Consider the following 18,189-nt stretch of genomic DNA (forward strand, 5'->3'; position numbering starts at 1 on the left):
TAACGACGGCGTGGTTTAGTCGAGATGCCCCGGTTGTATCGCGCATCCTGTCGAGAAATGCGGCGGCGCTGAAAGCACTCACCGGCTCGGATCCCGGCTAGCATCTCATAGGTCTTGGTTGGAACGGGTGAGGCCTCAAGCGATGGGATCGATGCGCTGGAATCGGTTCGTTGTCGACGAGCGTGTCAGCGCGGGTGAGGTCGGCATCTCCAGGGTCCTTTCGGCGGCATGTCTCCCTGGCGGACTTCAATCGACCAGTCTCGAAGCCGCGCGACCTTGATGAAAGCGTCCTGTGCCGGCGAGTAGCGGCGCCCCTGCACAGCCAGCAGCCGCACCTCCCGCGAAATCGGGTCCCCCTCGAGGGGAATGGTCTTTAGCGTCGGAAGGCGTGGCATGTGCTCGGGCGCGAGTATCACGCCGAAGCCAGCTGCGGCCATGTATTGAAGGTGCAAGTCGTGACCGCTGCAGTGGCCCAGATGGGGAGGTTCCTTGGGGAAATACGACCGTTGGATCTTCGGAGCGACGTCGCATCCTAAGCGCTCGAGCAAGACGGTCTCGCGGAGGTCGTCAATCCCAATTGAGGGGCGATTTGCGAGTTGGTGTGTCGCCGCCACAACCGCGACGTAGCGCTCTTCGAAGAGCAACCAGTCGTCGATGCGCGCGGGTATGTCCTGAACGTCCCCGACGATTGCGGAGTTGATCTCTCCCTCAAGCAGCAGGTCGATGAGCGTCTCCGCCGCGCCTTCGCGCAGCTCGACGGTAAGTCCTGGGACAAACTTTGCGATCTCAGCTATCAGATCAAGGACGAGCGAAGCCGAGATGGAGGGGGCGAGGCCGATCTTGAGTGGTGCGACCTCCTTGCGTTGGAATTTTTTAGCTCTGCGACGCGCCGTCTCTGCCGAGGCCAGCGTGCGCGCCAGCATCGGATGAACTTCCTTCCCGAGGTCGGTGAGTTGCGTCAGCTGGCGCTCACGGTAAATCAACTGGCCCCCGAGTTCCTGCTCCAGCTTCTGAATCCCCTTAGTCAAAGCGGGCTGTGTTACATTGCACTGCTCGGCCGCGCGGGTGAAGTTAAGCGTGGACGCGACCGCGAGGAAATAGCGAATTTGATGAAGTTCCATGGGTCTCCGATAACTTGCTCCTGTCTATGCACTTGACGCGGTGACGGGGGCCGCCGAAATGACGGCATATGGATGCCACTTGCATGCACACGTTGGCACGGCTCAGTCTATTGGTTTGGACGCACGGACACGCTTTCTGGAGGCTCTGAGAGCCGGGCTAGTGCGCAGCGAGGTGGGCGGAGCTCCCTGACGAGGAAATCGGCAAATGCCCTGCGGCAGGCTTTATGGTCTTTCCCCACACGAAAAGCGCATTCAGTTCTATCGAGCCGAAATCCCATTCAGGCAGCACCCGCACGAGCTGCCCAGTCTCCAGCTCTGCCCGCACGCTGATTTCGCCCGACGCGGCAATCCTGAGCCCGGCGGCGGCGCTTGCTGTGGCTCCTTCGCTGGTGGTCATCGCGAGCTGACTCTAAACGCGCTCGGAGGTGATACGGCCGTCTTTGCGTAGGCGAAAATCCGCGTCACGAATCTGATCCGAAGGTTCCGTCGAGCCGATCCTCATCGACGAGTGCGCCCTCTCCCCGCGACAAGGCGTGCCTCAGCCCCTCAGCGACGGTCGGCTGGCAACTCCAAGACGAAATATAGTTTTTCCTTCAACCGGTCTCATCGAAAATATGGAACCTAGCATCGCGCGCTCATCGTGTACGGCCGAAAATCGGTTTCGCGCGAAGGTGCGAGCCTGATTGCGAAGCAAATCCCGCATGGATTGTGGGCGTCCGCCGTTCGAAGCGGACGAACTCTACGATTTGTTCGAGTGCATTAAACCTTCGGATCGTCGTCCCACGCCCTTTTGGGTGCCCGAGCTCAACCGGCGCTCAATTGAGCCGCTCGTGACAATCGCCTTAGGCTTGGCGCAACGGAGATCAAAGAAAGACCTGGATGCGTTATCGCCCGGCCGAAATGTAAGTCCCTCGCAACACCTGCCATTCTGGAGCCTGATCATGAGAAGAATCACTGTTCTCGTCGCCTCGGCTCTGATCATTGCATCTACTAATGCCGGGCCTGCCGCAGAGTCCAACTTAAACAAGGATGTTAACGCCGCTCGCGCGGCCTTGGCGACGGTGCACAGCAAACCCGCCAATGCGGCCGACAAAGATGAGGCTTGCCGCGTCTACCTCGCCTCATTCTATCAGTCCGCGATGCTGCGGCAAGCCGCTGCTGGCGGCGTCGACGGCGCGAGGGTGTTAACTGCGCTCGATTCCGTGATCAATATTTTCAACGATCTGTTGGCGCCGAAATGCGGCGGTTGACCTCACTGTTCTCTGACAATGACAATGGGCGCGGGGCCGCAGATGATCGTATTCCCGTTTACAACCACCTGGATATGGTTTGAGACCGCCATGGCAATTCACTCAATCTCCAACACTACACTCCACAATTTGATCGCAGGTCCCACGATCTTCATCTGCGACGAGTGCGTCGAGCTCTGCAGGGACGTCATCCGCGAGGAGAACAAGTCCTCGCTGGTCAAGTCGCGCGACGGCATTCCGACGCCGAAGGAAATCTGCAAGGTGCTCGATGACTACGTCATCGGCCAGAGCCATGCGAAGAAGGTCCTGTCGGTCGCAGTGCACAACCACTACAAGCGCCTCAACCACCAGACCAAGCACAACGACGTCGAACTCGCGAAGTCGAACATCCTGCTGATCGGTCCGACCGGTTCGGGCAAGACGCTGCTCGCGCAGACGCTCGCCCGCATCCTCGACGTGCCGTTCACCATGGCGGACGCGACCACGCTGACCGAAGCCGGCTATGTCGGTGAGGACGTCGAGAACATCATCCTGAAGCTGCTCCAGGCCGCCGACTACAATGTCGAGCGCGCCCAGCGCGGCATCGTCTACATCGACGAAATCGACAAGATCAGTCGCAAGTCCGACAATCCCTCGATCACGCGCGACGTGTCGGGTGAGGGCGTGCAGCAGGCGCTGCTGAAGATCATGGAAGGCACGATGGCTTCGGTCCCGCCGCAGGGCGGCCGCAAGCATCCCCAGCAGGAATTCCTGCAGGTGGATACCACCAACATCCTGTTCATCTGCGGCGGTGCGTTCGCCGGCCTCGAGAAGATCATCTCGGCGCGCGGCCGGTCGACCTCGATCGGTTTTGCCGCCCAGGTGATGGCGCCGGAAGATCGCCGCACCGGCGAGATCTTCCGTCACGTCGAGCCCGAGGATCTCTTGAAGTACGGCCTCATCCCCGAGTTCGTCGGCCGTCTGCCGGTCGTGGCGACGCTCGAGGATCTGGACGAGACCCCGCTGAAGAAGATCCTGACCGAGCCGAAGAACGCGCTGGTGAAACAGTACCAGCGGCTGTTCGAGATGGAGAACATCGAGCTGACCTTCGCCGACGAGGCGCTTGGCACCGTCGCCCGCAAGGCGATCGAACGCAAGACCGGCGCGCGTGGTCTGCGTTCGATCCTCGAAGCGATCCTGCTCGAGACCATGTTCGACCTGCCGGGCCTGGAAGGTGTGGAAGAAGTCGTGATTTCCCGCGAAGTTGTGGAAGGCACGGCGCGTCCGCTCTACATCTACGCCGATCGCTCGGGGCGCATGGTGGGAAGCCGCGCTATAGCGTACTAACTCGACCGGGCCAAACGACTGACGCCTACAACATCCGATCCGTTACTTGTGCTTACCCCCTCGTTTGCTAACTGCACCGGTGCCCAAATCGACGTCAACGAACCTTAATCGCTAAATAGTACGATAATGTACCATGATAGGGGTGAAACGTGGGTGAGATCATTCGATTTGCACCAAAGTCAGAGCGAGAGCGAGCTCGCCTTGTTCGAGAAGCTCGAGCAATCTATGACAGCGTCTTCCCGCCGTCTGAATTCGCCTGCGACCAGTCGGACAATGCATGCGCAAGCCACATGCGCGTGGGCGCAGACATCGATCGCGGCGATGGGGGCGTATCATGATCGCGATCATCGCCGTACTCTGCAGCCTTTCTTCTCCAGCAAATTGCCACGAGCAGACCGTCACCACCTCGAACTTCGCTGACATCTCGATGCAGTCCTGCCTGATGGGGGCACCGCAGCTTGCCGACTGGATGAATCAGCATCCGACCGAGCGCCTCGCGGCATGGCGCTGCGTGCTCGGCAAAAGGGATGGCAGGGGCGCTTAGGGTCCCCGGGCCGATTTTGCTCCTCAAATAGGTTCCGCGACTCCGCGCTCGATCAGCGAGGAGTCAATTTGCTTGGGTCCAGGCGGGCATGAGGAAATCCGCCAGGACTGGGATGAGATAAGTGCGGCCGAGCTCGACCAAGGCGGTCATGATCAGTTTTCTGATCGGAGTGAAGTATTCGCCGTAGGCGGCAGCTAACCGGTCACGTCAGCGACAGACCACCTGCGCGCCGGCCGTGGCTCTTTGGCCATCTCCAGTGACGATGTTGATGCACACGACGACGCGACGATGTCATGCCCCCTGGAGTAGAACGATCTTCGAGCTAATGATGCCTGTGCCGCCGATCACTATCTCCACAGGTTACTTTCCCTCGACGGTCGCGGGACGTTCACATTGTTTCGATACGCCACCGAGGAGCTGTTCCTGGCACGTCCAGTAGAAAGTAAAGAAAACAAACTTCGTAAACGCGCCCATGGAAGCTCCCACCGTCGCGGTTGAGGCGTCGCGAGTAAATTCGATGGCATGGACCGCTTCCGCCCTACGACGAAAGACCCTCGCTCCTCTTAAGTCCTAAGGGGGTTATTTGATGAGCGCGGTAAGCGCCTTGTCATTGGTGTCGAGGCAGTAGACAGCGAGCAGCCTCGCGCCTGAACTCACATCAGCGTGGGGCGGCCATCGATAAGGCTGCGCTACGCGGCGGTCGAGATAATGGCTCGGATCTTCGCGGACTTTCTACCTCTGGGTATCGGCCGGCCTTTTTCGAAGCCGGCACTTATGCCCCGATGGGCTTCACACCGTACTTTTGATAGTAGGTACTCCTGATTTCGTCCTGACTTCGAGGAGGGCGGGCGAAGACATGGGCTGGAGATAGCAACGGGCTGATTGAAGTGGTTTCGATTTTGACAACGTGATCGACAGGATACTCTAGGCCATTCGTCGCCCGAACCCAGTCGGCGATCATTAAGGACTCGCCATCTTCTGGCGGCAGTATCAACGCACGGCCCTTGAATCGGTAGCCGCGCCTCTGGAAGATGTCGACTACGTTAATTTCGACAGCGGGATTGCGCTTCAAGTTCAATATCGTCCGAGGCGAGGCGATGTCGGCGAAGTATAGAACGCCGTTTCTCACCGTCAAAGACGCCTTCGGGGAAAGATTTGGCGTTCCATCCTCGTTGACTGTCGCCACAAACGACAATATCGCTTGTTTGATGATTGCCTCCATGTCGGCAGTGATTTCAATCATAGATACCATCTCCTTGCTCTTCGCGAGCGCTTCTAGCCAGCTGTCACTTGCAGCCCGCGTTGCACCGCCGGCCGCGCGAGGCCACGGGTAAGCCACGCCTGCACATGAAGAAAGCGGTCGAAGCCGACGAGATCGCGTGCTTCGTAGAAGCCGATCAAATTGCGCACCCAGCCGAGCAGCGAAATGTCGGCGATGCTGTAGTCGGCCCCCATCACCCAGTCCCGGTCCGCGAGCCGTTGGTCCAGGACACCGAGCAGCCGCGCTGATTCGTTCGCGTAGCGGTCGCGCGGGCGCTTGTCTTCATAGGCCTTACCGGCGAATTTGTTGAAGAACCCGACCTGGCCGAACATCGGCCCCACTCCGCCCATCTGCCACATCACCCACTGGATCGTTTCATAGCGGGTGTTTTCATCGGACGAGATGAATTGTCCGGTCTTGTCGGCAAGGTAGAGGAGAATCGCGCCCGATTCGAACAGCGCGAGCGGTGTTCCGCTAGGCCCATCAGGGTCGTAGATTGCGGGAATCTTTCCGTTGGGGTTGAGCGCGAGAAACGCCGGGTCGTGGGTTTCGTTCGCCATGATGTCGATCCGGTGCGGCTCGTAAGGAAGGCTCGTTTCCTCAAGCATGATGCCGACTTTCACTCCGTTGGGCGTGGAAGTGGAAAAGAGTTGCAGCCGATCGGGATACTGCGCCGGCCAGCGCGCAAAAATTGGATGATCGACGGTCACTTTCTTCCTCCTAGATAAGCGGGCCGCGCCGGGCCGGGGCAAAGGCGAATTCTCCGCCAGGATGCGAGCCGAGCTTGCCCGCTGGTGCATCCAGAAAAGCAGGCAACGATACGGCCGCGGTATGGCATGGGTATCCGGGCACGACCTTGGAAATCATGCTGAGAGACGACGGGATGGATGGGCACAGCCTGCCCCACGCACAGGCCCGCGGGGAAGCGCTGACAATCCATGGGGGAGGGGAGAACCGCTCGCCTTCGCTGCTTCCTCACGGACGAACTCGGATGATCGTTTTCCCGCTGATCCGTCGCGTCGGATTGAAAGCGGCGACAGCCTCATCAAGGGGCGCGATGTTTCCGATGTTTGTACGCAGTCGTCCGTCCCGTACCCGCTGGACGATCTCACCCAGTTGCGCGCGATCGGACACCAGAACAAAGTCGATCGCCAAGCCGTCGGCGGGCCGCGCTTCGGTCGGCCCGGCGATGGTTACCAACGTTCCTCCGGTTCGAACCAGGCCGGCGGACCGCTTACCGATCTCGCCCCCGATGACGTCGAAAACCAGATGGACACCGCCGGCGCCTTCGAGATCGTCGTTCTCGAGGTCGACGAACTCCTGCGCGCCGAAGTCGATCGCTTTCTGACGGTCGGCGGCACGTCCCGTGCCGATGACGTAGGCACCGGCCTCTCGTGCGAGCTGTGTCACCATCGAGCCGACCGCGCCGGCCGCGCCGTGCACGAGAACGCTCTGCCCCGCCTGAAGGCGACCGTGCACGAACAGTCCCTGCCAAGCAGTCAGGCCCGGCATCGCCACGGCCGCCCCCACCGAGAACTCGACGTCTCCTGGCAGCGGTGCGAGATTGCGTGCCTCCACTGCCACATACTCGGCCAGAGTGCCGCCGCGATACGAGTCCGAGAGACCGAACACCCGTTGTCCTACCGACAGTCCGGTCGTGCCATAGCCGAGAGCGGTGACAATACCTGCCAGCTCCTGGCCGGGAATCGTTGGCGACCGGTCACGGTCGAGACGATCGGTCCAGGTCGAAGGCCACGTCAGCTCGCCCGAGGTGAATCCAGACGCATGAACCTGAACGACGACGTCATTTATCGCTGCCTGCGGCTCGGGTCGCTCCACCAGCTTCATCCCCGCCGTTCCCGCAGCCTGGTCCGTCACAATGATCGCTTTCATGGGAATGATCTCCTCTGTCATTTGTCTCATTGCTGGGTATGCTGTGGCGATAATCTGCGCTTCAATCCGGATAAAGCGGCGCCCAGAATAGCGACGATTCTCATGACACTGTTCCCTGTACTGGTGAACCGCTAGCGATCGAGCCGTCGGACGTGCTCTTCCCGGTCCTGTCGATGTGCGGATTGCGCGCACCGAGAAGGGTGAATAGGGTGGCGACGACGGCAAGTCCGCCGTATCCGAGCGTGATCTGCGGAAGCGAGAACAGACTGGAAAGTTGCCCGGAGATGAGGCTCGGGAAGGCGGCGCCGCTGTAGCAGAGAAGGTAGATCGCGCTGAAGATTGGTGCCCGTTCGGCGAGCGTGCTCCCGTGCAGCAAGCCGCGTGTGGCGGCGCTGATGGCGATGCCCTGGCCGGCACCGGCAACCATGGTCGCGGTGATGAACAACGCCAGTGCGCCGGCTAAGATTGCAGTGCTGATGCCGATCATTCCGGCCACGAAGGTGATCATACCGACGCGTTGGGCTACCGCGGATGTGAACCAGCCACCAATGGGAGCGCCGAGAACGCTGGGGGTCATATAGGCAGCGAACACTAGCCCGAGGATCAACGGGCTGCGGGTGTGGAGTTCATCTTGTACAAGCGCAGGCATGAACGCTTGGTAGAAGCCCCCGCTGGCCCAAGTAGTCAGAAACACCGCCGCCGCGACAGGGAGCAGATGCCTGACCCGCGCCGGTACGCTGACCTGGGGTAACAGCGATCGCCAAGCGCCCGGAGTCGGAGTTGCTGTTTCCGGACTGATTGCGACGAGTGCAACAGACAGTAATAGGAAGCAAACGCAGACGAGATAGATGAGTTCGCGCGGCCAGGGGCCGAACTCAACAAGCGCGCCGGATGCTATGGCGCCGATAGCGACGCCGAGCATCGGTCCTTGACTAGTGACAACGGACGCCAACCATTCCGGTCTGCTGGGTGCCGCATCGACGATGTAGGAGGTCAGACTGCTGCCAGCCAACCCGGTGCCGAGGCCGACGAGGAGCCGACCAGCCAGCAGAGTGTCGATGTCGTGCACATTCAGCAACAGCAGACACCCCAGCAGGAGAAGACCGAGGCTAGCGATCGCAGTGACCCGGCGGCCCAGATGATTGGACAGCCGTCCCAGTACCAACAGTGCGGATATGGTGCCGACGGCGTACGCGACGACGGCCATCGAAATACCGGCGTTAGTGAACCCGTCTTCTGTCCGGTAGGTGTTGTAAAGGGGGATCGGAGCGGCCGCAGCGGCGAATGAGACCACCAAGGAAACTACCGCTGATAAAAATGCCAGCGGGAGCATTCCGCTCCTGTAAGACTGGCTGATCACTGGTGGCAAGTTTTGCATCGAGTAGCGAATCGATCGTCTTCCAAAGAAATCGGGCGCGCAGATCCGAGTTCTCCGGTTGGTTTGCTTCACTAGGTGGCGGTGATATTGGTGCCAAGCTGACGAGTGGCCCCATCGCTGAGAGCTGCCACATCCGTCCTTTGGATATTGTCGATCAGGTACTGCCATCGTCGATCCGCGCGGCGTACGACGCCCTCGCTGAGCCTTCAACGTGTTTGCGACTTAGACCGTTGCCATCAATTGACCGATCCAGCCCGATCAGCGCGAAATCGCCGGCAACGTACACATGACGCGCGCTGGCCTTGAGCGGCAAACCGTACTTGAGATCGCACTCGAGTCGAGCGGCGATTTCGGTGGTAGTAGTTCGCCCGTCACTCGTAATGAAGACGGGCTTTGGGTCATACATTGGCATCATCGCGCCGACCTTCGGAGTGAAAACGCTCGAGCAGCGACGTCAGAATGTTTTCGGGTTTGGAAGCGAGCGGATTGGGTCCGGACATCAGGGGTTTCCTGCTCGTGTTGGCTGAAACGGTTGTCCTGGTCGTTATTCGACTGAGTGGCTGTCAAGGTCGCAGCGCGGCTCGAAAGTTTCCAATAGCCAGTACTTATGGTTTCCATAGCGGCGGGAATTGTGCGGCGACAGTCCTCAATCCCGTTCTTAGATCAGGACAAGTTGCTTAGCCGCGGCTGTGTCATCTACGTTAACCGAAAGCGTTGATCTTCGGCCGGCGTGGAGCGGTGCTTCTGTGTCCTCCGCCCGATCTGCAGCGACCGGTCGCCCCCGATTGACCAAGCAGAGGTTTTGCTGGCCTCCAAAGATCAAAGGTCAAGGCTGACTTCCCATAGCGGTCTAAACGCGCCATCTCCTCCTTGTTTGGAGCCTCCGACGCGCACTGGCTTCGTCTCCTATTAGTGACGCCGTATCACTGAGGGTCTTCCTTCGAGTTTCATGATCATCTGCTCCTGTAATGTCCTCAGCGACAGGGATGTTCGCCACGCAGTGAACACGGCTGACGCCGCGCGGCGCAATGCCAAGCAGATCTATGGGCACCCCGGTTGCACCGAATGCGGCCGCTGCGCGCACACCGTGAGGACGATTATCGACGAGGCGTACAGCGAGCGTGCACTAGCCTGTCAGGCTGGCTGCCCGCATGGTGGGACCAAGGATGAATGAGCCCAAACTCGCGTCGAAAATGGCCTAGTTTCCCTTGATTTGCTGGACAGGCGCCTCTCGGTTTCACGACCAGAGAATGCCTGTCTGCTTGTTCTTCGTCAGAATCGTTCTAAACTTGCGAGGGTCAAGAACGGGCCTCAAGTCTTGGAGTTCATCATGCAGGGCGACCCGAAAGTCATCGAGTATCTCAACAAGGCACTGCGTCACGAGCTCACGGCAATTAATCAGTACTGGCTGCACTACCGCTTCCTGAATAATTGGGGTCTCCTAGAGATGGCTAAGGTCTGGCGCAAGGAGTCCATCGAGGAGATGGAGCACGCTGACAAGCTCACCGACCGCATCATCTTCTTCGATGGTTTCCCAAACATGCAGGTGCTCGATCCCCTGCGTATCGGCCAGAACGTCAAGGAGATTATCGAGTGCGATCTCGCCGCGGAGATGAGCGCGCGTGCCCTATATGAGGAAGCGGCGACCTATTGCCACAGCATAAAGGACTACGTTACGCGCGACCTCTTCGAGAAGCTGATGAACGATGAGGAACATCACATCGACTTCCTCGAAACCCAGCTCGATCTAATCGGCCGCATCGGCCTCGAGTTCTACACCCAGAAGCATGTCGGCGGGCTCCAGACCGAAGAGCACTGAATTGTTGCGCCGTCCACGGCAATCGATCGCAGGCAACCGTGCGCTTTGCGACCACGACGTTCCGGCGCCGCGGATGGCGGTTCAAGGAGGGCCGTGGTTTCGCCGCTGGCAAATGACGGGTTTTCCATGATTCTGATCGCCGACCGGGTCCGTACGACGAATGGCCCCGGGGTATTCTGTCCATCCTCTCGTCAGAATTGAAACCACTTCCTTCGCGGCTTCTTTCTCCCGCTCATGTCTTTGCTGATGCGCCTTGGGAGCCAGGAAGAGATCAGGAACACATACGGGAAATACGAGCTGACCTCCGGGCCGTGGTAATCAGAAGCGCGCTCGGCGCAATACGATATGCTGCGTGGCAATTCAGGTTCTCGAGGTCTTATGTCTCAAGTCGACTGGTTGAGTCATCTCCTGCAAATCATCACCGTTACTGGCCAGCTTGAGGTCCGCTGCGCCTACGGCGCGCCATGGCGTGTTATCTGGCCTAGGGCGGCGGCGAACGAGATCCCCTACCATGTCATAGTCAAGGGCCGGGCGATTTTCGAGGACCCTGAATCGAGAACGGTGCAGGAGCTTGGGAGCGGGGATATCGTGCTGCTCCCTCACGGTTCGGCGCATGTGCTGCACGACGGCAGCGGCAAAACGCCAATCAACACGCACGAAAGCAGGGGCTCCGCAGGATGGATGTTGAGTGAGAACAATGGACGGGGTGAGCAACTAGATCTGCTGTGCGGACGATTTTTTGTCGTGCCACCCCATGATCGATTAGTCCGCAACTACCTGCCAGCAAATCTGGTCGTGCGGGCTCTGAAAAACCACGGGGAAGAGGACATCGCGTCGGCATCGAGTCAACTTTCCGGACTGGTGAGCCTAATGCGAATGGAGTCCGTTGAGGATAGAGCGGGAGGACGCGCCATTCTGAACGCGCTTTCTTCGGTCTTGTTCACTCTCGTTCTCCGCGCCGCGAGCGAAGCCGGCAAATCCACCGAAGGCTTATTGGCCCTTGCTGGCAATCCGAGATTGGCAGCGGCCATTGCTGCGATGTTCGCTGATCCGGCGCGATCCTGGAAGCTTCCCGACCTCGCCGATCTATGCGGCATGTCACGCGCAACGTTCATGCGCCAATTTCAGGACAAGTTAGGCCGCTCCGCCCTCGACCTATTGACCGATCTTCGCATGAGCATGGCGGCGAACGAGCTCAAGAAGCCAAGGATCAGCACGGAAGCTGTGGCTGAGATGGTCGGGTATCTATCGGTTTCGGCATTCCGGCGTGTGTTTGCGGAGAGGATGGGGATGACACCAGGGGAATGGCGCCGACTGGCGCACAACGGAGATGAGTCCGAACCGTCGCCAGAATGATCCTTTTGAGCACCAATTTGAGCCAATAGAGGCTCGAAACGATCATGCCCAACGGTAAATTGGGCTCCGTCACTTGATAACGGAGCAACCCAATGAACCAAGCCGCTACAACTGTTGCCGTTGCCGATCCGGAGCCCTGCCGTTCGCTTGGGCAGCCGCTGCCGACAAACGCCGTGATCGAAACTATTCTGAGCCGCAGGGCTGCGAAGTATTACGACGCGACGGCCGTCCTCAGCGACGATCAGATCCGCGAGCTCGTGCGGATCGGCACGTCAGCGCCGACCTCCTTCCATCTGCAGAACTGGCGCTTCATCGCCGTGCGCTCGCCCGAAGCAAAGGCACGGCTGCTTCCGATTGCCTGGAATCAGCCCGCAATCACCGAAGCAGCCGTGACCTTCATCATCGTCGGCCAATTGGCCGATGCCAGCATGGTCCCTGAGCGCCTGGCTCCGGTCGTGGAAGCCGGGATCATGCCGGCACATCTGGTGCCGGAATGGGAGGGGCCTGCCCGCGGCTTGTACGACAATCATCCGCAGCGCCAGCGCGACGAGGCCGTGCGCTCCGCGAGCTTCGGCGCCGCAGCCATCATCTATGCGGCCCGCTCGCTAGGCCTGGGGTCGACACCGATGATCGGTTTCGATGCAGAGGCCGTGCACAGAGAGTTCAGCCTGGCCGAAGATGAAGTCCCAGTGATGCTGCTGACCGTCGGACCGGAGCGGCCCGGCAATTGGCCGCAGAAGCCGCGCCTGCCTGTGGCCGACGTGCTGCACTTCGCCTAACCAACCCTGAAACCAATCATCCAAGGAGAAATACCATGGCCAGAGCTGCCGCTCTGAGGCCGGAACACGTGCCGGCCGATTCGAAACCGACCCTCGATATGTTCACCAAGAACATCGGGTTCACGCCAAACATGATGGCGACCTTCGCGCAAAGCCCGATCGCGTTCAACGCGTGGGCCGCTCTGCTCGGCTCCTTGAGCAAGGCGCTCGACGTCAAGACGCGCGACAGCATCGGCCTTGCGGTCTCCGAAGTGAACGGCTGCGATTACTGCCTGACGGTGCACAGCTTCACGGCGGAGCATATGGCCAAGCTGCCGGCCGAAGACATTGTTCTCGCCCGAAAGGGTCATGCCAGGGATCCAAAGCGGGATGCCGCCGTCCAGCTTGCACGCAAGATCATCGAGGCCCGTGGCCACGTCACAGACGCCGATCTGCAAGCCGTCCGCGATGCGGGCTACACGGACGCGAACATCATGGAGATCGTCGCGCTTGTGGCCATGTACTCGCTGACGAACTTCTTCAACAACGTGTTCAATCCCGACAAGGACTTCCCCGCAGTCGCACCGGCCGACTCGATCTGAGCCTGCCAGTGGTATCAACCGCCTCCAAGGAGCTTGGAGGCGGTTGATGCAAGAGCTTCCTAGCCATTTGGATCGGTCGCATGAACATCCTCCACATTGATAGCAGTCCTCGCCCGAAATCGCACAGCCGTGAGGTTTCGGCCGCGATCGTCAAAAAGCTTCTTCAAGTTGCGCCGGATGCGAGCATCAGGCGGCGCGATCTTGGAGCTGATCCTCTGCCTCACGCCACGGCGGACTACGCGGATACGCTGTCATCGCCGGACACACTGGCGGCACCGTTGAAGGGCGCTCTGGACTTTGCCGAAACGCTCATTCGGGAAGTCGAGGCGGCCGATGTGATTGTCATTGGAACGCCGATGCACAACTTCACTATCCCTTCGGTTCTCAAAGCGTGGATCGACCAGGTCCTGCGCGTTGGCCGCACGATGGAGTCAACGCCCGCCGGGAAGGTGGGAGTGCTTCCGGATCGTCCGGTTTTTATCGGCGTCGCTTCCGGCGGCGTCTTCACCGGAGACCGAGCAAATCAGCCTGATTTTCTCACGCCCTATCTGACGCTGGCACTGAACTCTATTGGGCTGAAGACGCTGCAATTCCTTCCGCTGCAGGCCACCGCATTTATTGAAGAGGGACAAGCTCCGCTAGCGAGCGAGAAGGTAATTGACGCTATCGACTTGACAGTCGTGCGAGAGCTTCGAGACGTAGCTGCTTGATCAGCCGTGCTCGCGAGGATCGCTAGAACGTATCGCAATCTCTGGACAAGGTCGCACCGGCGGCATTCTGAGGGCCCATGGCAAGCCTTGAGAAGCGCCCGTTTAACCTCCGGCCCTCCGCGGGACTATCAACACGAGGTCTTCCGATGATTAGTACGCTTCCGCAAATCGGCGACAGGATCACCGACAAATCAGCATCGCCCGATGAAAGAACCGTTCGCGAGTGGATCGGAGCAGATGGCTTCGAATACTGGGCCAAGCTGCGGACCTGGATTGATGAATCCTACCCAGAAGTTTTCGCGCCGGATTGGCTCTACGGTGGAAAGAGCCGCGGTTGGTCCCTGCGTTACAAGAAGACCAAGGCGTTCTGCCACCTGGTGCCGGAATTCCGACGAGTTTCAGCTGTGGTGGTCATGGGTAGAGCAGAGCGAGAGAAGTTTGAGGAGCGGCGCTATGTTTGGCACCCGCAATTGATCAAACTCTACGATGACGCGAAAACATACATCGACGGAAAATGGCTAACAATTGCCGTCGCATCGGCAGATGATCTGCATGATGTGATGAATCTTCTGACTATGAAGCGCCCGCAAAAGTCGCGCGGTTGAACAGGAGTCTCTCGGTGAGTCTACCTACCGGCGCGACAGTGGCAGTCGCTGACAGCGAGACAGTCCGTCTGTTCTACAAAAAGGGGCGTGAAGCCTGGGTGTGACGGTCCCCTATAGCTCCTGCAAGCTGTTGAAAACCTGATCTCGACTTCAGCGACGGGCCGCGAAAACTGGCGACTTCCGACCAAAGCACGTCTCCTGGCGACTTCTTTAGAAAGGGATCGTAGGGGCGCCGGCCGGGAGACCTTGCAATAAGTCGCTACGAAGAGGCCGGTCTGCCTGCTCCCTCCATCATTCGACCTTGTAAGATCGCGACGATCGAGGCCCGCCACGCGGAACGGCTCGGTCGCATCAAGCCTCGTTTGATGATCGAAGTTGTATCAGAGATGCGCGCATTCTGGGTAGCTGATCCGCCGAGAGTAGCCGGCCTCGTGCCGACCACGTTGCCGAGCAGCTGGCGGAGCGTGTCGACTCCTCGTGCGGCGGCGAGCTGCTTGACGTCGGAGACGAATTTCGCATGCCGTTCGAAGAATGCGATGGCTCGCTCGGATGCTTGTTCCACTTCTCGCAGAAGTTCTCGCCCGCGGTGGTCTGATTTCAGAGATACCACTTGGTCCGCGCCGACCATTCGCCGCTCGATCGTGTTCGGCAGGCAACCGAATGACGTCAGAGAAGCGGAGGTGTCGTTTCTGGTTCAATCGGAGTTTCGGAGCAAGAAAGCCCAGTAGTTTCAGTTCACGGATTATGGCCCTTCAGAGTCCATTCTGGTTGCACCCGAGTCGGTTGGCCGTTCCATCCGAGTCTGCTCCTTGCCGGCAAATTCGACTCAGACCGTCACAGTCCCGATCGACCTAAGCAGCAACACTTCCACTCGCTGAAATCAGCAAATCCGCCGGAATATTGAAACGCTCGCGCAGACGCTTCACCATCGTCATGCTCAATTCGCGCTTGCCGGACATGACCTCACTAACGCGACTCGCAGTGCCCAGAAGCGGCACAAGATCAGCACGCGTCAAACCATGTTGCTCCACCAAATAGGCCAACAAATCTGGCAACGGCGGCGCTTTGCGCGGCCAGCGCACACGTTCATACGCCTCGATAAGGCGAGCCTGCGCGACCATGCGGGCTCGATCGACAGCCTCGTTCGATTGCATCAGCTTGCCGACAAGCGCCTTGGCCGCCTCATGATCGGCCTGGTTCTGGATAATTATCAATGTTGCCTTCATCACACCGTCTCCGCGTTGACCTTGTCATAGTCTTCATGACTGCCGAAGAAGCGGATCATCAACACGCCATCACGATATTGAACTATGGCGATCAGACGGTAGTCATTGGCCTTGATGTTGAACACCACACGTCCGCCTTTCAGGATGCTCGCCTTGGGATGCGATCTCTTCACCTGTTGCGGCGTCCGCCAGTCCGAACTCTCCGCAATCGCAAGCCATGCCCTGTATAGAGCGCGCGCCGCATCGATGCCCCGATGACCGGAGCGCTCGGCAAAATAGCGCTCCACAATGTCCGTGCCGATCACCAGCATGAAAGGATACTACCCGGGAGTTCCCAAAAATGGAAGAGGCTTTTCCATTTTTGGGAATTTTTATCGCCCGGCCGAACGCGATCTACGGGCCGTCCCTGGAGGAAGAAGAAATTGGACCTTCGGGCGCCGCGGCGTTTGAATCAGATGTGTCCGATGGTGGCAGCGCTGGCTCGCACGCTTTAGATTGATATCTCGACTTCGACTGTCAGTTCGGACTCATCGTGACGACGGGCGTGTCGACAGCCAAGCTCAATGATGACTTGCCTCGCCGTTCACAATCGATATTCCAGTCGCAACCATCTTCCGAAACTGGAATTCTATTCCCGCTTCCTCCAATGTTTTCCGCAGACGACCCGACGTCTCCGAGTTGAGGATCGACAGACCCTGCTCGAAGCGATTCAAAGTCGTCTTCGACAGGCCTGCCTTTCTCGCCAGAAAATCTTGATTCCAATTGAGCCACGCTCGGGCGGCTCTCACCTGGGCAGGAGATATGCTCGGCTCCGACGCGTTAACCATGATCCTGGACTTTTCTTCCTTTCGGCATGCGGATTTGCTATTATTAAGAGGTCGTTAAGCATGGCGTTCGGGCGGGCGGGACAGAGGCGCCATTAAGACAGCAATCGAATCCTACAATGTAATCCTTGCTAGGTCATTTGCCTGGAAGGAATGTCGTTGCTCGACCCATCTCGCCGGGAGGAGTTTGGGCAAATGAGTCCTTGGCGATAGGCGACGCGGGGCGAAGTCCGGCGCCGCATCAAAAAGTCGGAATTGCATAAAAGTCGATCGAGGGAACCCACCTTGCGATTGGGGGAACGCATGCGCACGACCAATGGAAGCGTCTTTCCCGGCAATCAGCTGCCGAATACCAACGCCCGGGAGCAATTAGCTCGCCGTATGGCGGCCCCACTAACTCATTGGTGGCGGCTTCGAAGCCCTCACGACTTGAGTATGCGCGATGTAAGAGCGATCCGTGAGGCACTCCTAGAGACGGATTTGGTGAGGGACTGCGACTGGTTTCGGGCCGTTGCCGGAGATGCCGCGGCGGCAATCGGGATCGCAATCAAAGGACTCAAAAGTCATGGGATGAAAGATCCCGTGACAGACGCTATCGTGTCGGCGGTGCTCTGCTGCGCCGTCGAAGGAAACCCTGGCGCAAAGGTCGTGATGATCTCGGCGCTATGGCGTCGGGCAAGGATTGACCCGGTCTGCTACGGACTCCGCGTTCGCTGGCTGCATGCCAAGTTCTGAGTCGCTCAAAATCGCCGGTCAGGTCCGAGATCGGCCGATTGCCCTGCCAGTGCTCTTCGCGGCTGCGCGAACTCGCGAGGTGCCTTCCATTCGAGTCTGCAAAGTCGGGGAGTATCTGATGAGCACTCACGTATGTGGCTGGCGCATTGAGTTGATTAATGCCTACCGCAACTTGTTTCGTCCTCCTCCAAGGGCACCTATTCTCGCGCAAGGGTATCCGGAGTGCGGGCCGGGTTGGCGCGATCTCATCGAAAGGGCTTGCGGCCGCATCACCGCGATGCTCGGCCCGGAAGAGCGCCTCGAAATTCTGCAGATCAAGGAAAAGTATGGCACCGTGCGAGTCTACTGGCGCGGCAAGCTCTCGGAGCACTCCAGACAGACGGTAGAGGGGATCCTAGCCTTGGCGGAGGCTAGGTCTGGCACGACTTGCGAGCAGTGCGGTGGAAAGGGCCGCCTTTACCGTGCGGGCGGCGTTCTAATGACGCGATGTCCGGCGCACGCAAAAGGTCAATCGGTCCCGATTAGGGCGGGACTTGAGAACGTCTATATCGTCCAAAAGGTTGTCGACGGGCGGCTGAGCGTCACGTGTCGGCGCTACGATCGGGACACCGATTCCTTCATCGACGTCGGTCGGCTCTCATCGGGAATTGAGAACTGGTGATCTGTTGTCCACTTCTGCGAAACGCTTGGATCGGATGCAGATGAACATGGAACGTGGCCGGTGAACACCTAGGAGAACGCGCTTGAGGCCCCGACAAGAGGTATCGAGTCGTTGGAAGCC

At 59.1% G+C, this 18,189-nt stretch carries 25 protein-coding genes; 14 read left to right on the forward strand and 11 right to left on the reverse strand.

All coding sequences use genetic code 11. The features are described from left to right. Positions 1-185 precede the first annotated feature (185 nt). Both AAFG16_RS08670 and AAFG16_RS08675 read right to left on the reverse strand, forming a co-directional pair. A complete protein-coding gene (locus AAFG16_RS08670) occupies positions 186-1,121 on the reverse strand; it encodes a LysR family transcriptional regulator (RefSeq protein WP_342738745.1) in 936 nt (311 codons plus the stop codon). A 157-nt stretch (positions 1,122-1,278) separates the two neighbouring features. Continuing rightward, on the reverse strand, positions 1,279-1,518 hold the full coding sequence (locus AAFG16_RS08675; RefSeq protein ID WP_342738747.1) for a hypothetical protein: 240 nt from the start codon (positions 1,516-1,518) through the stop codon (positions 1,279-1,281). Between the two features lie 286 nt (positions 1,519-1,804). Here AAFG16_RS08675 and AAFG16_RS08680 point away from each other — a divergent pair, with 286 nt between their 5' ends. The 4 genes from AAFG16_RS08680 (at position 1,805) to AAFG16_RS08695 (ending at position 4,241) form a co-directional block, all read left to right on the forward strand. Further along, complete coding sequence (locus AAFG16_RS08680) at positions 1,805-2,371, forward strand: hypothetical protein (RefSeq protein WP_342738749.1); 567 nt, start codon at positions 1,805-1,807, stop codon at positions 2,369-2,371. 90 nt (positions 2,372-2,461) lie between these two features. Continuing rightward, complete coding sequence (clpX, locus tag AAFG16_RS08685) at positions 2,462-3,697, forward strand: ATP-dependent Clp protease ATP-binding subunit ClpX (protein WP_342738751.1); 1,236 nt, start codon at positions 2,462-2,464, stop codon at positions 3,695-3,697. Between the two features lie 149 nt (positions 3,698-3,846). Further along, positions 3,847-4,035, forward strand: coding sequence for a hypothetical protein (locus AAFG16_RS08690; RefSeq protein ID WP_128935377.1), 189 nt, complete (start codon positions 3,847-3,849; stop codon positions 4,033-4,035). Further along, positions 4,032-4,241 (forward strand): hypothetical protein, encoded by a 210-nt coding sequence (locus AAFG16_RS08695; RefSeq protein WP_271587717.1) that lies wholly within the window; start codon positions 4,032-4,034, stop codon positions 4,239-4,241. Before AAFG16_RS08690 ends, AAFG16_RS08695 begins: the two co-directional genes overlap by 4 nt. A gap of 772 nt (positions 4,242-5,013) precedes the next feature. Here the strand turns inward: AAFG16_RS08695 and AAFG16_RS08700 are convergent. The 5 genes from AAFG16_RS08700 to AAFG16_RS08720 form a co-directional block, all read right to left on the reverse strand. Beyond that, positions 5,014-5,484: a pyridoxamine 5'-phosphate oxidase family protein gene (locus AAFG16_RS08700; protein ID WP_342738758.1), complete on the reverse strand. Its 471-nt coding sequence runs from the start codon at positions 5,482-5,484 to the stop codon at positions 5,014-5,016. A 32-nt stretch (positions 5,485-5,516) separates the two neighbouring features. Then, positions 5,517-6,212, reverse strand: coding sequence for a glutathione S-transferase N-terminal domain-containing protein (locus AAFG16_RS08705; protein WP_342738760.1), 696 nt, complete (start codon positions 6,210-6,212; stop codon positions 5,517-5,519). A 265-nt stretch (positions 6,213-6,477) separates the two neighbouring features. Next, positions 6,478-7,395: an NADP-dependent oxidoreductase gene (locus AAFG16_RS08710; protein ID WP_342738762.1), complete on the reverse strand. Its 918-nt coding sequence runs from the start codon at positions 7,393-7,395 to the stop codon at positions 6,478-6,480. A 100-nt stretch (positions 7,396-7,495) separates the two neighbouring features. Then, positions 7,496-8,728, reverse strand: a complete 1,233-nt coding sequence (locus AAFG16_RS08715; protein ID WP_342738764.1) for an MFS transporter — start codon at positions 8,726-8,728, stop codon at positions 7,496-7,498. Positions 8,729-8,927: 199 nt separating this feature from the next. After that, positions 8,928-9,179, reverse strand: coding sequence for a hypothetical protein (locus AAFG16_RS08720; RefSeq protein ID WP_342738767.1), 252 nt, complete (start codon positions 9,177-9,179; stop codon positions 8,928-8,930). 543 nt (positions 9,180-9,722) lie between these two features. On the opposite strand from AAFG16_RS08720, the gene AAFG16_RS08725 reads away from it, so the two are divergent. The 7 genes from AAFG16_RS08725 to AAFG16_RS08755 all read left to right on the forward strand — a co-directional run bounded on the left by AAFG16_RS08725 (position 9,723) and on the right by AAFG16_RS08755 (position 14,623). After that, positions 9,723-9,947 (forward strand): bacterioferritin, encoded by a 225-nt coding sequence (locus AAFG16_RS08725; RefSeq protein WP_342738769.1) that lies wholly within the window; start codon positions 9,723-9,725, stop codon positions 9,945-9,947. 156 nt (positions 9,948-10,103) lie between these two features. Then, a complete protein-coding gene (gene bfr, locus AAFG16_RS08730; protein ID WP_342738771.1) occupies positions 10,104-10,592 on the forward strand; it encodes a bacterioferritin in 489 nt (162 codons plus the stop codon). A 378-nt stretch (positions 10,593-10,970) separates the two neighbouring features. Beyond that, the gene (locus AAFG16_RS08735; RefSeq protein WP_342738773.1) at positions 10,971-11,948 is read left to right on the forward strand and encodes an AraC family transcriptional regulator; all 978 of its coding nucleotides are present in this window, start codon (positions 10,971-10,973) and stop codon (positions 11,946-11,948) included. Between the two features lie 92 nt (positions 11,949-12,040). After that, a complete protein-coding gene (locus AAFG16_RS08740) occupies positions 12,041-12,727 on the forward strand; it encodes a nitroreductase family protein (RefSeq protein ID WP_342738775.1) in 687 nt (228 codons plus the stop codon). Between the two features lie 35 nt (positions 12,728-12,762). Then, positions 12,763-13,308, forward strand: a complete 546-nt coding sequence (locus tag AAFG16_RS08745) for a carboxymuconolactone decarboxylase family protein (protein WP_342738777.1) — start codon at positions 12,763-12,765, stop codon at positions 13,306-13,308. A gap of 80 nt (positions 13,309-13,388) precedes the next feature. After that, on the forward strand, positions 13,389-14,018 hold the full coding sequence (locus AAFG16_RS08750) for an NAD(P)H-dependent oxidoreductase (protein WP_342738779.1): 630 nt from the start codon (positions 13,389-13,391) through the stop codon (positions 14,016-14,018). A gap of 146 nt (positions 14,019-14,164) precedes the next feature. After that, positions 14,165-14,623 carry a DUF3788 domain-containing protein gene (locus AAFG16_RS08755; RefSeq protein ID WP_342738781.1) on the forward strand — a complete coding sequence of 153 codons (459 nt, stop codon included), beginning with the start codon at positions 14,165-14,167 and terminating at the stop codon, positions 14,621-14,623. A 259-nt stretch (positions 14,624-14,882) separates the two neighbouring features. Here AAFG16_RS08755 and AAFG16_RS08760 read toward each other — a convergent pair whose 3' ends face one another. From AAFG16_RS08760 to AAFG16_RS08770, 3 genes are all read right to left on the reverse strand, one after another. After that, positions 14,883-15,251, reverse strand: a complete 369-nt coding sequence (locus AAFG16_RS08760) for a hypothetical protein (RefSeq protein ID WP_342738783.1) — start codon at positions 15,249-15,251, stop codon at positions 14,883-14,885. A 223-nt stretch (positions 15,252-15,474) separates the two neighbouring features. Further along, positions 15,475-15,849, reverse strand: a complete 375-nt coding sequence (locus AAFG16_RS08765) for a helix-turn-helix domain-containing protein (RefSeq protein WP_130370872.1) — start codon at positions 15,847-15,849, stop codon at positions 15,475-15,477. Then, entirely contained in the window at positions 15,849-16,160 is a 312-nt protein-coding gene (locus AAFG16_RS08770; protein ID WP_342738787.1) for a type II toxin-antitoxin system HigB family toxin, read from the reverse strand. The genes AAFG16_RS08765 and AAFG16_RS08770 overlap by 1 nt, the downstream gene beginning before the upstream one ends. A 29-nt stretch (positions 16,161-16,189) precedes the next feature. Between AAFG16_RS08770 and AAFG16_RS08775 the strand changes: the two genes are divergently transcribed. Further along, positions 16,190-16,348, forward strand: a complete 159-nt coding sequence (locus AAFG16_RS08775; protein WP_342738789.1) for a hypothetical protein — start codon at positions 16,190-16,192, stop codon at positions 16,346-16,348. Positions 16,349-16,409: 61 nt separating this feature from the next. Here the strand turns inward: AAFG16_RS08775 and AAFG16_RS08780 are convergent, their stop codons facing one another. Then, entirely contained in the window at positions 16,410-16,676 is a 267-nt protein-coding gene (locus AAFG16_RS08780) for a helix-turn-helix transcriptional regulator (protein WP_342738791.1), read from the reverse strand. A 300-nt stretch (positions 16,677-16,976) separates the two neighbouring features. On the opposite strand from AAFG16_RS08780, the gene AAFG16_RS08785 reads away from it, so the two are divergent. Next, positions 16,977-17,408, forward strand: coding sequence for a hypothetical protein (locus AAFG16_RS08785; RefSeq protein ID WP_342738793.1), 432 nt, complete (start codon positions 16,977-16,979; stop codon positions 17,406-17,408). A gap of 118 nt (positions 17,409-17,526) precedes the next feature. Further along, positions 17,527-18,069, forward strand: a complete 543-nt coding sequence (locus AAFG16_RS08790) for a hypothetical protein (protein WP_342738795.1) — start codon at positions 17,527-17,529, stop codon at positions 18,067-18,069. Positions 18,070-18,189: the final 120 nt, after the last annotated feature.

The sequence above is a fragment of the Bradyrhizobium sp. B117 genome (assembly GCF_038969555.1).
GTDB lineage: Bacteria > Pseudomonadota > Alphaproteobacteria > Rhizobiales > Xanthobacteraceae > Bradyrhizobium.

Excerpts from the sequence above, each read along its gene's own strand:
- AAFG16_RS08670 (WP_342738745.1), bottom strand. The coding sequence starts at position 1,121 with ATGGAACTTCATCAAATTCGCTATTTCCTCGCGGTCGCGTCCACGCTT.
- AAFG16_RS08675 (WP_342738747.1), bottom strand. The coding sequence starts at position 1,518 with ATGACCACCAGCGAAGGAGCCACAGCAAGCGCCGCCGCCGGGCTCAGG.
- clpX (WP_342738751.1), top strand. The coding sequence starts at position 2,462 with ATGGCAATTCACTCAATCTCCAACACTACACTCCACAATTTGATCGCA.
- AAFG16_RS08695 (WP_271587717.1), top strand. The coding sequence starts at position 4,032 with ATGATCGCGATCATCGCCGTACTCTGCAGCCTTTCTTCTCCAGCAAAT.
- AAFG16_RS08700 (WP_342738758.1), bottom strand. The coding sequence starts at position 5,484 with ATGATTGAAATCACTGCCGACATGGAGGCAATCATCAAACAAGCGATA.
- AAFG16_RS08710 (WP_342738762.1), bottom strand. The coding sequence starts at position 7,395 with ATGAAAGCGATCATTGTGACGGACCAGGCTGCGGGAACGGCGGGGATG.
- AAFG16_RS08715 (WP_342738764.1), bottom strand. The coding sequence starts at position 8,728 with ATGCTCCCGCTGGCATTTTTATCAGCGGTAGTTTCCTTGGTGGTCTCA.
- AAFG16_RS08720 (WP_342738767.1), bottom strand. The coding sequence starts at position 9,179 with ATGTATGACCCAAAGCCCGTCTTCATTACGAGTGACGGGCGAACTACT.
- AAFG16_RS08725 (WP_342738769.1), top strand. The coding sequence starts at position 9,723 with ATGATCATCTGCTCCTGTAATGTCCTCAGCGACAGGGATGTTCGCCAC.
- bfr (WP_342738771.1), top strand. The coding sequence starts at position 10,104 with ATGCAGGGCGACCCGAAAGTCATCGAGTATCTCAACAAGGCACTGCGT.
- AAFG16_RS08735 (WP_342738773.1), top strand. The coding sequence starts at position 10,971 with ATGTCTCAAGTCGACTGGTTGAGTCATCTCCTGCAAATCATCACCGTT.
- AAFG16_RS08740 (WP_342738775.1), top strand. The coding sequence starts at position 12,041 with ATGAACCAAGCCGCTACAACTGTTGCCGTTGCCGATCCGGAGCCCTGC.
- AAFG16_RS08745 (WP_342738777.1), top strand. The coding sequence starts at position 12,763 with ATGGCCAGAGCTGCCGCTCTGAGGCCGGAACACGTGCCGGCCGATTCG.
- AAFG16_RS08750 (WP_342738779.1), top strand. The coding sequence starts at position 13,389 with ATGAACATCCTCCACATTGATAGCAGTCCTCGCCCGAAATCGCACAGC.
- AAFG16_RS08755 (WP_342738781.1), top strand. The coding sequence starts at position 14,165 with ATGATTAGTACGCTTCCGCAAATCGGCGACAGGATCACCGACAAATCA.
- AAFG16_RS08760 (WP_342738783.1), bottom strand. The coding sequence starts at position 15,251 with ATGGTCGGCGCGGACCAAGTGGTATCTCTGAAATCAGACCACCGCGGG.
- AAFG16_RS08765 (WP_130370872.1), bottom strand. The coding sequence starts at position 15,849 with ATGAAGGCAACATTGATAATTATCCAGAACCAGGCCGATCATGAGGCG.
- AAFG16_RS08770 (WP_342738787.1), bottom strand. The coding sequence starts at position 16,160 with ATGCTGGTGATCGGCACGGACATTGTGGAGCGCTATTTTGCCGAGCGC.
- AAFG16_RS08775 (WP_342738789.1), top strand. The coding sequence starts at position 16,190 with ATGGAAGAGGCTTTTCCATTTTTGGGAATTTTTATCGCCCGGCCGAAC.
- AAFG16_RS08780 (WP_342738791.1), bottom strand. The coding sequence starts at position 16,676 with ATGGTTAACGCGTCGGAGCCGAGCATATCTCCTGCCCAGGTGAGAGCC.
- AAFG16_RS08785 (WP_342738793.1), top strand. The coding sequence starts at position 16,977 with ATGCGCACGACCAATGGAAGCGTCTTTCCCGGCAATCAGCTGCCGAAT.
- AAFG16_RS08790 (WP_342738795.1), top strand. The coding sequence starts at position 17,527 with ATGAGCACTCACGTATGTGGCTGGCGCATTGAGTTGATTAATGCCTAC.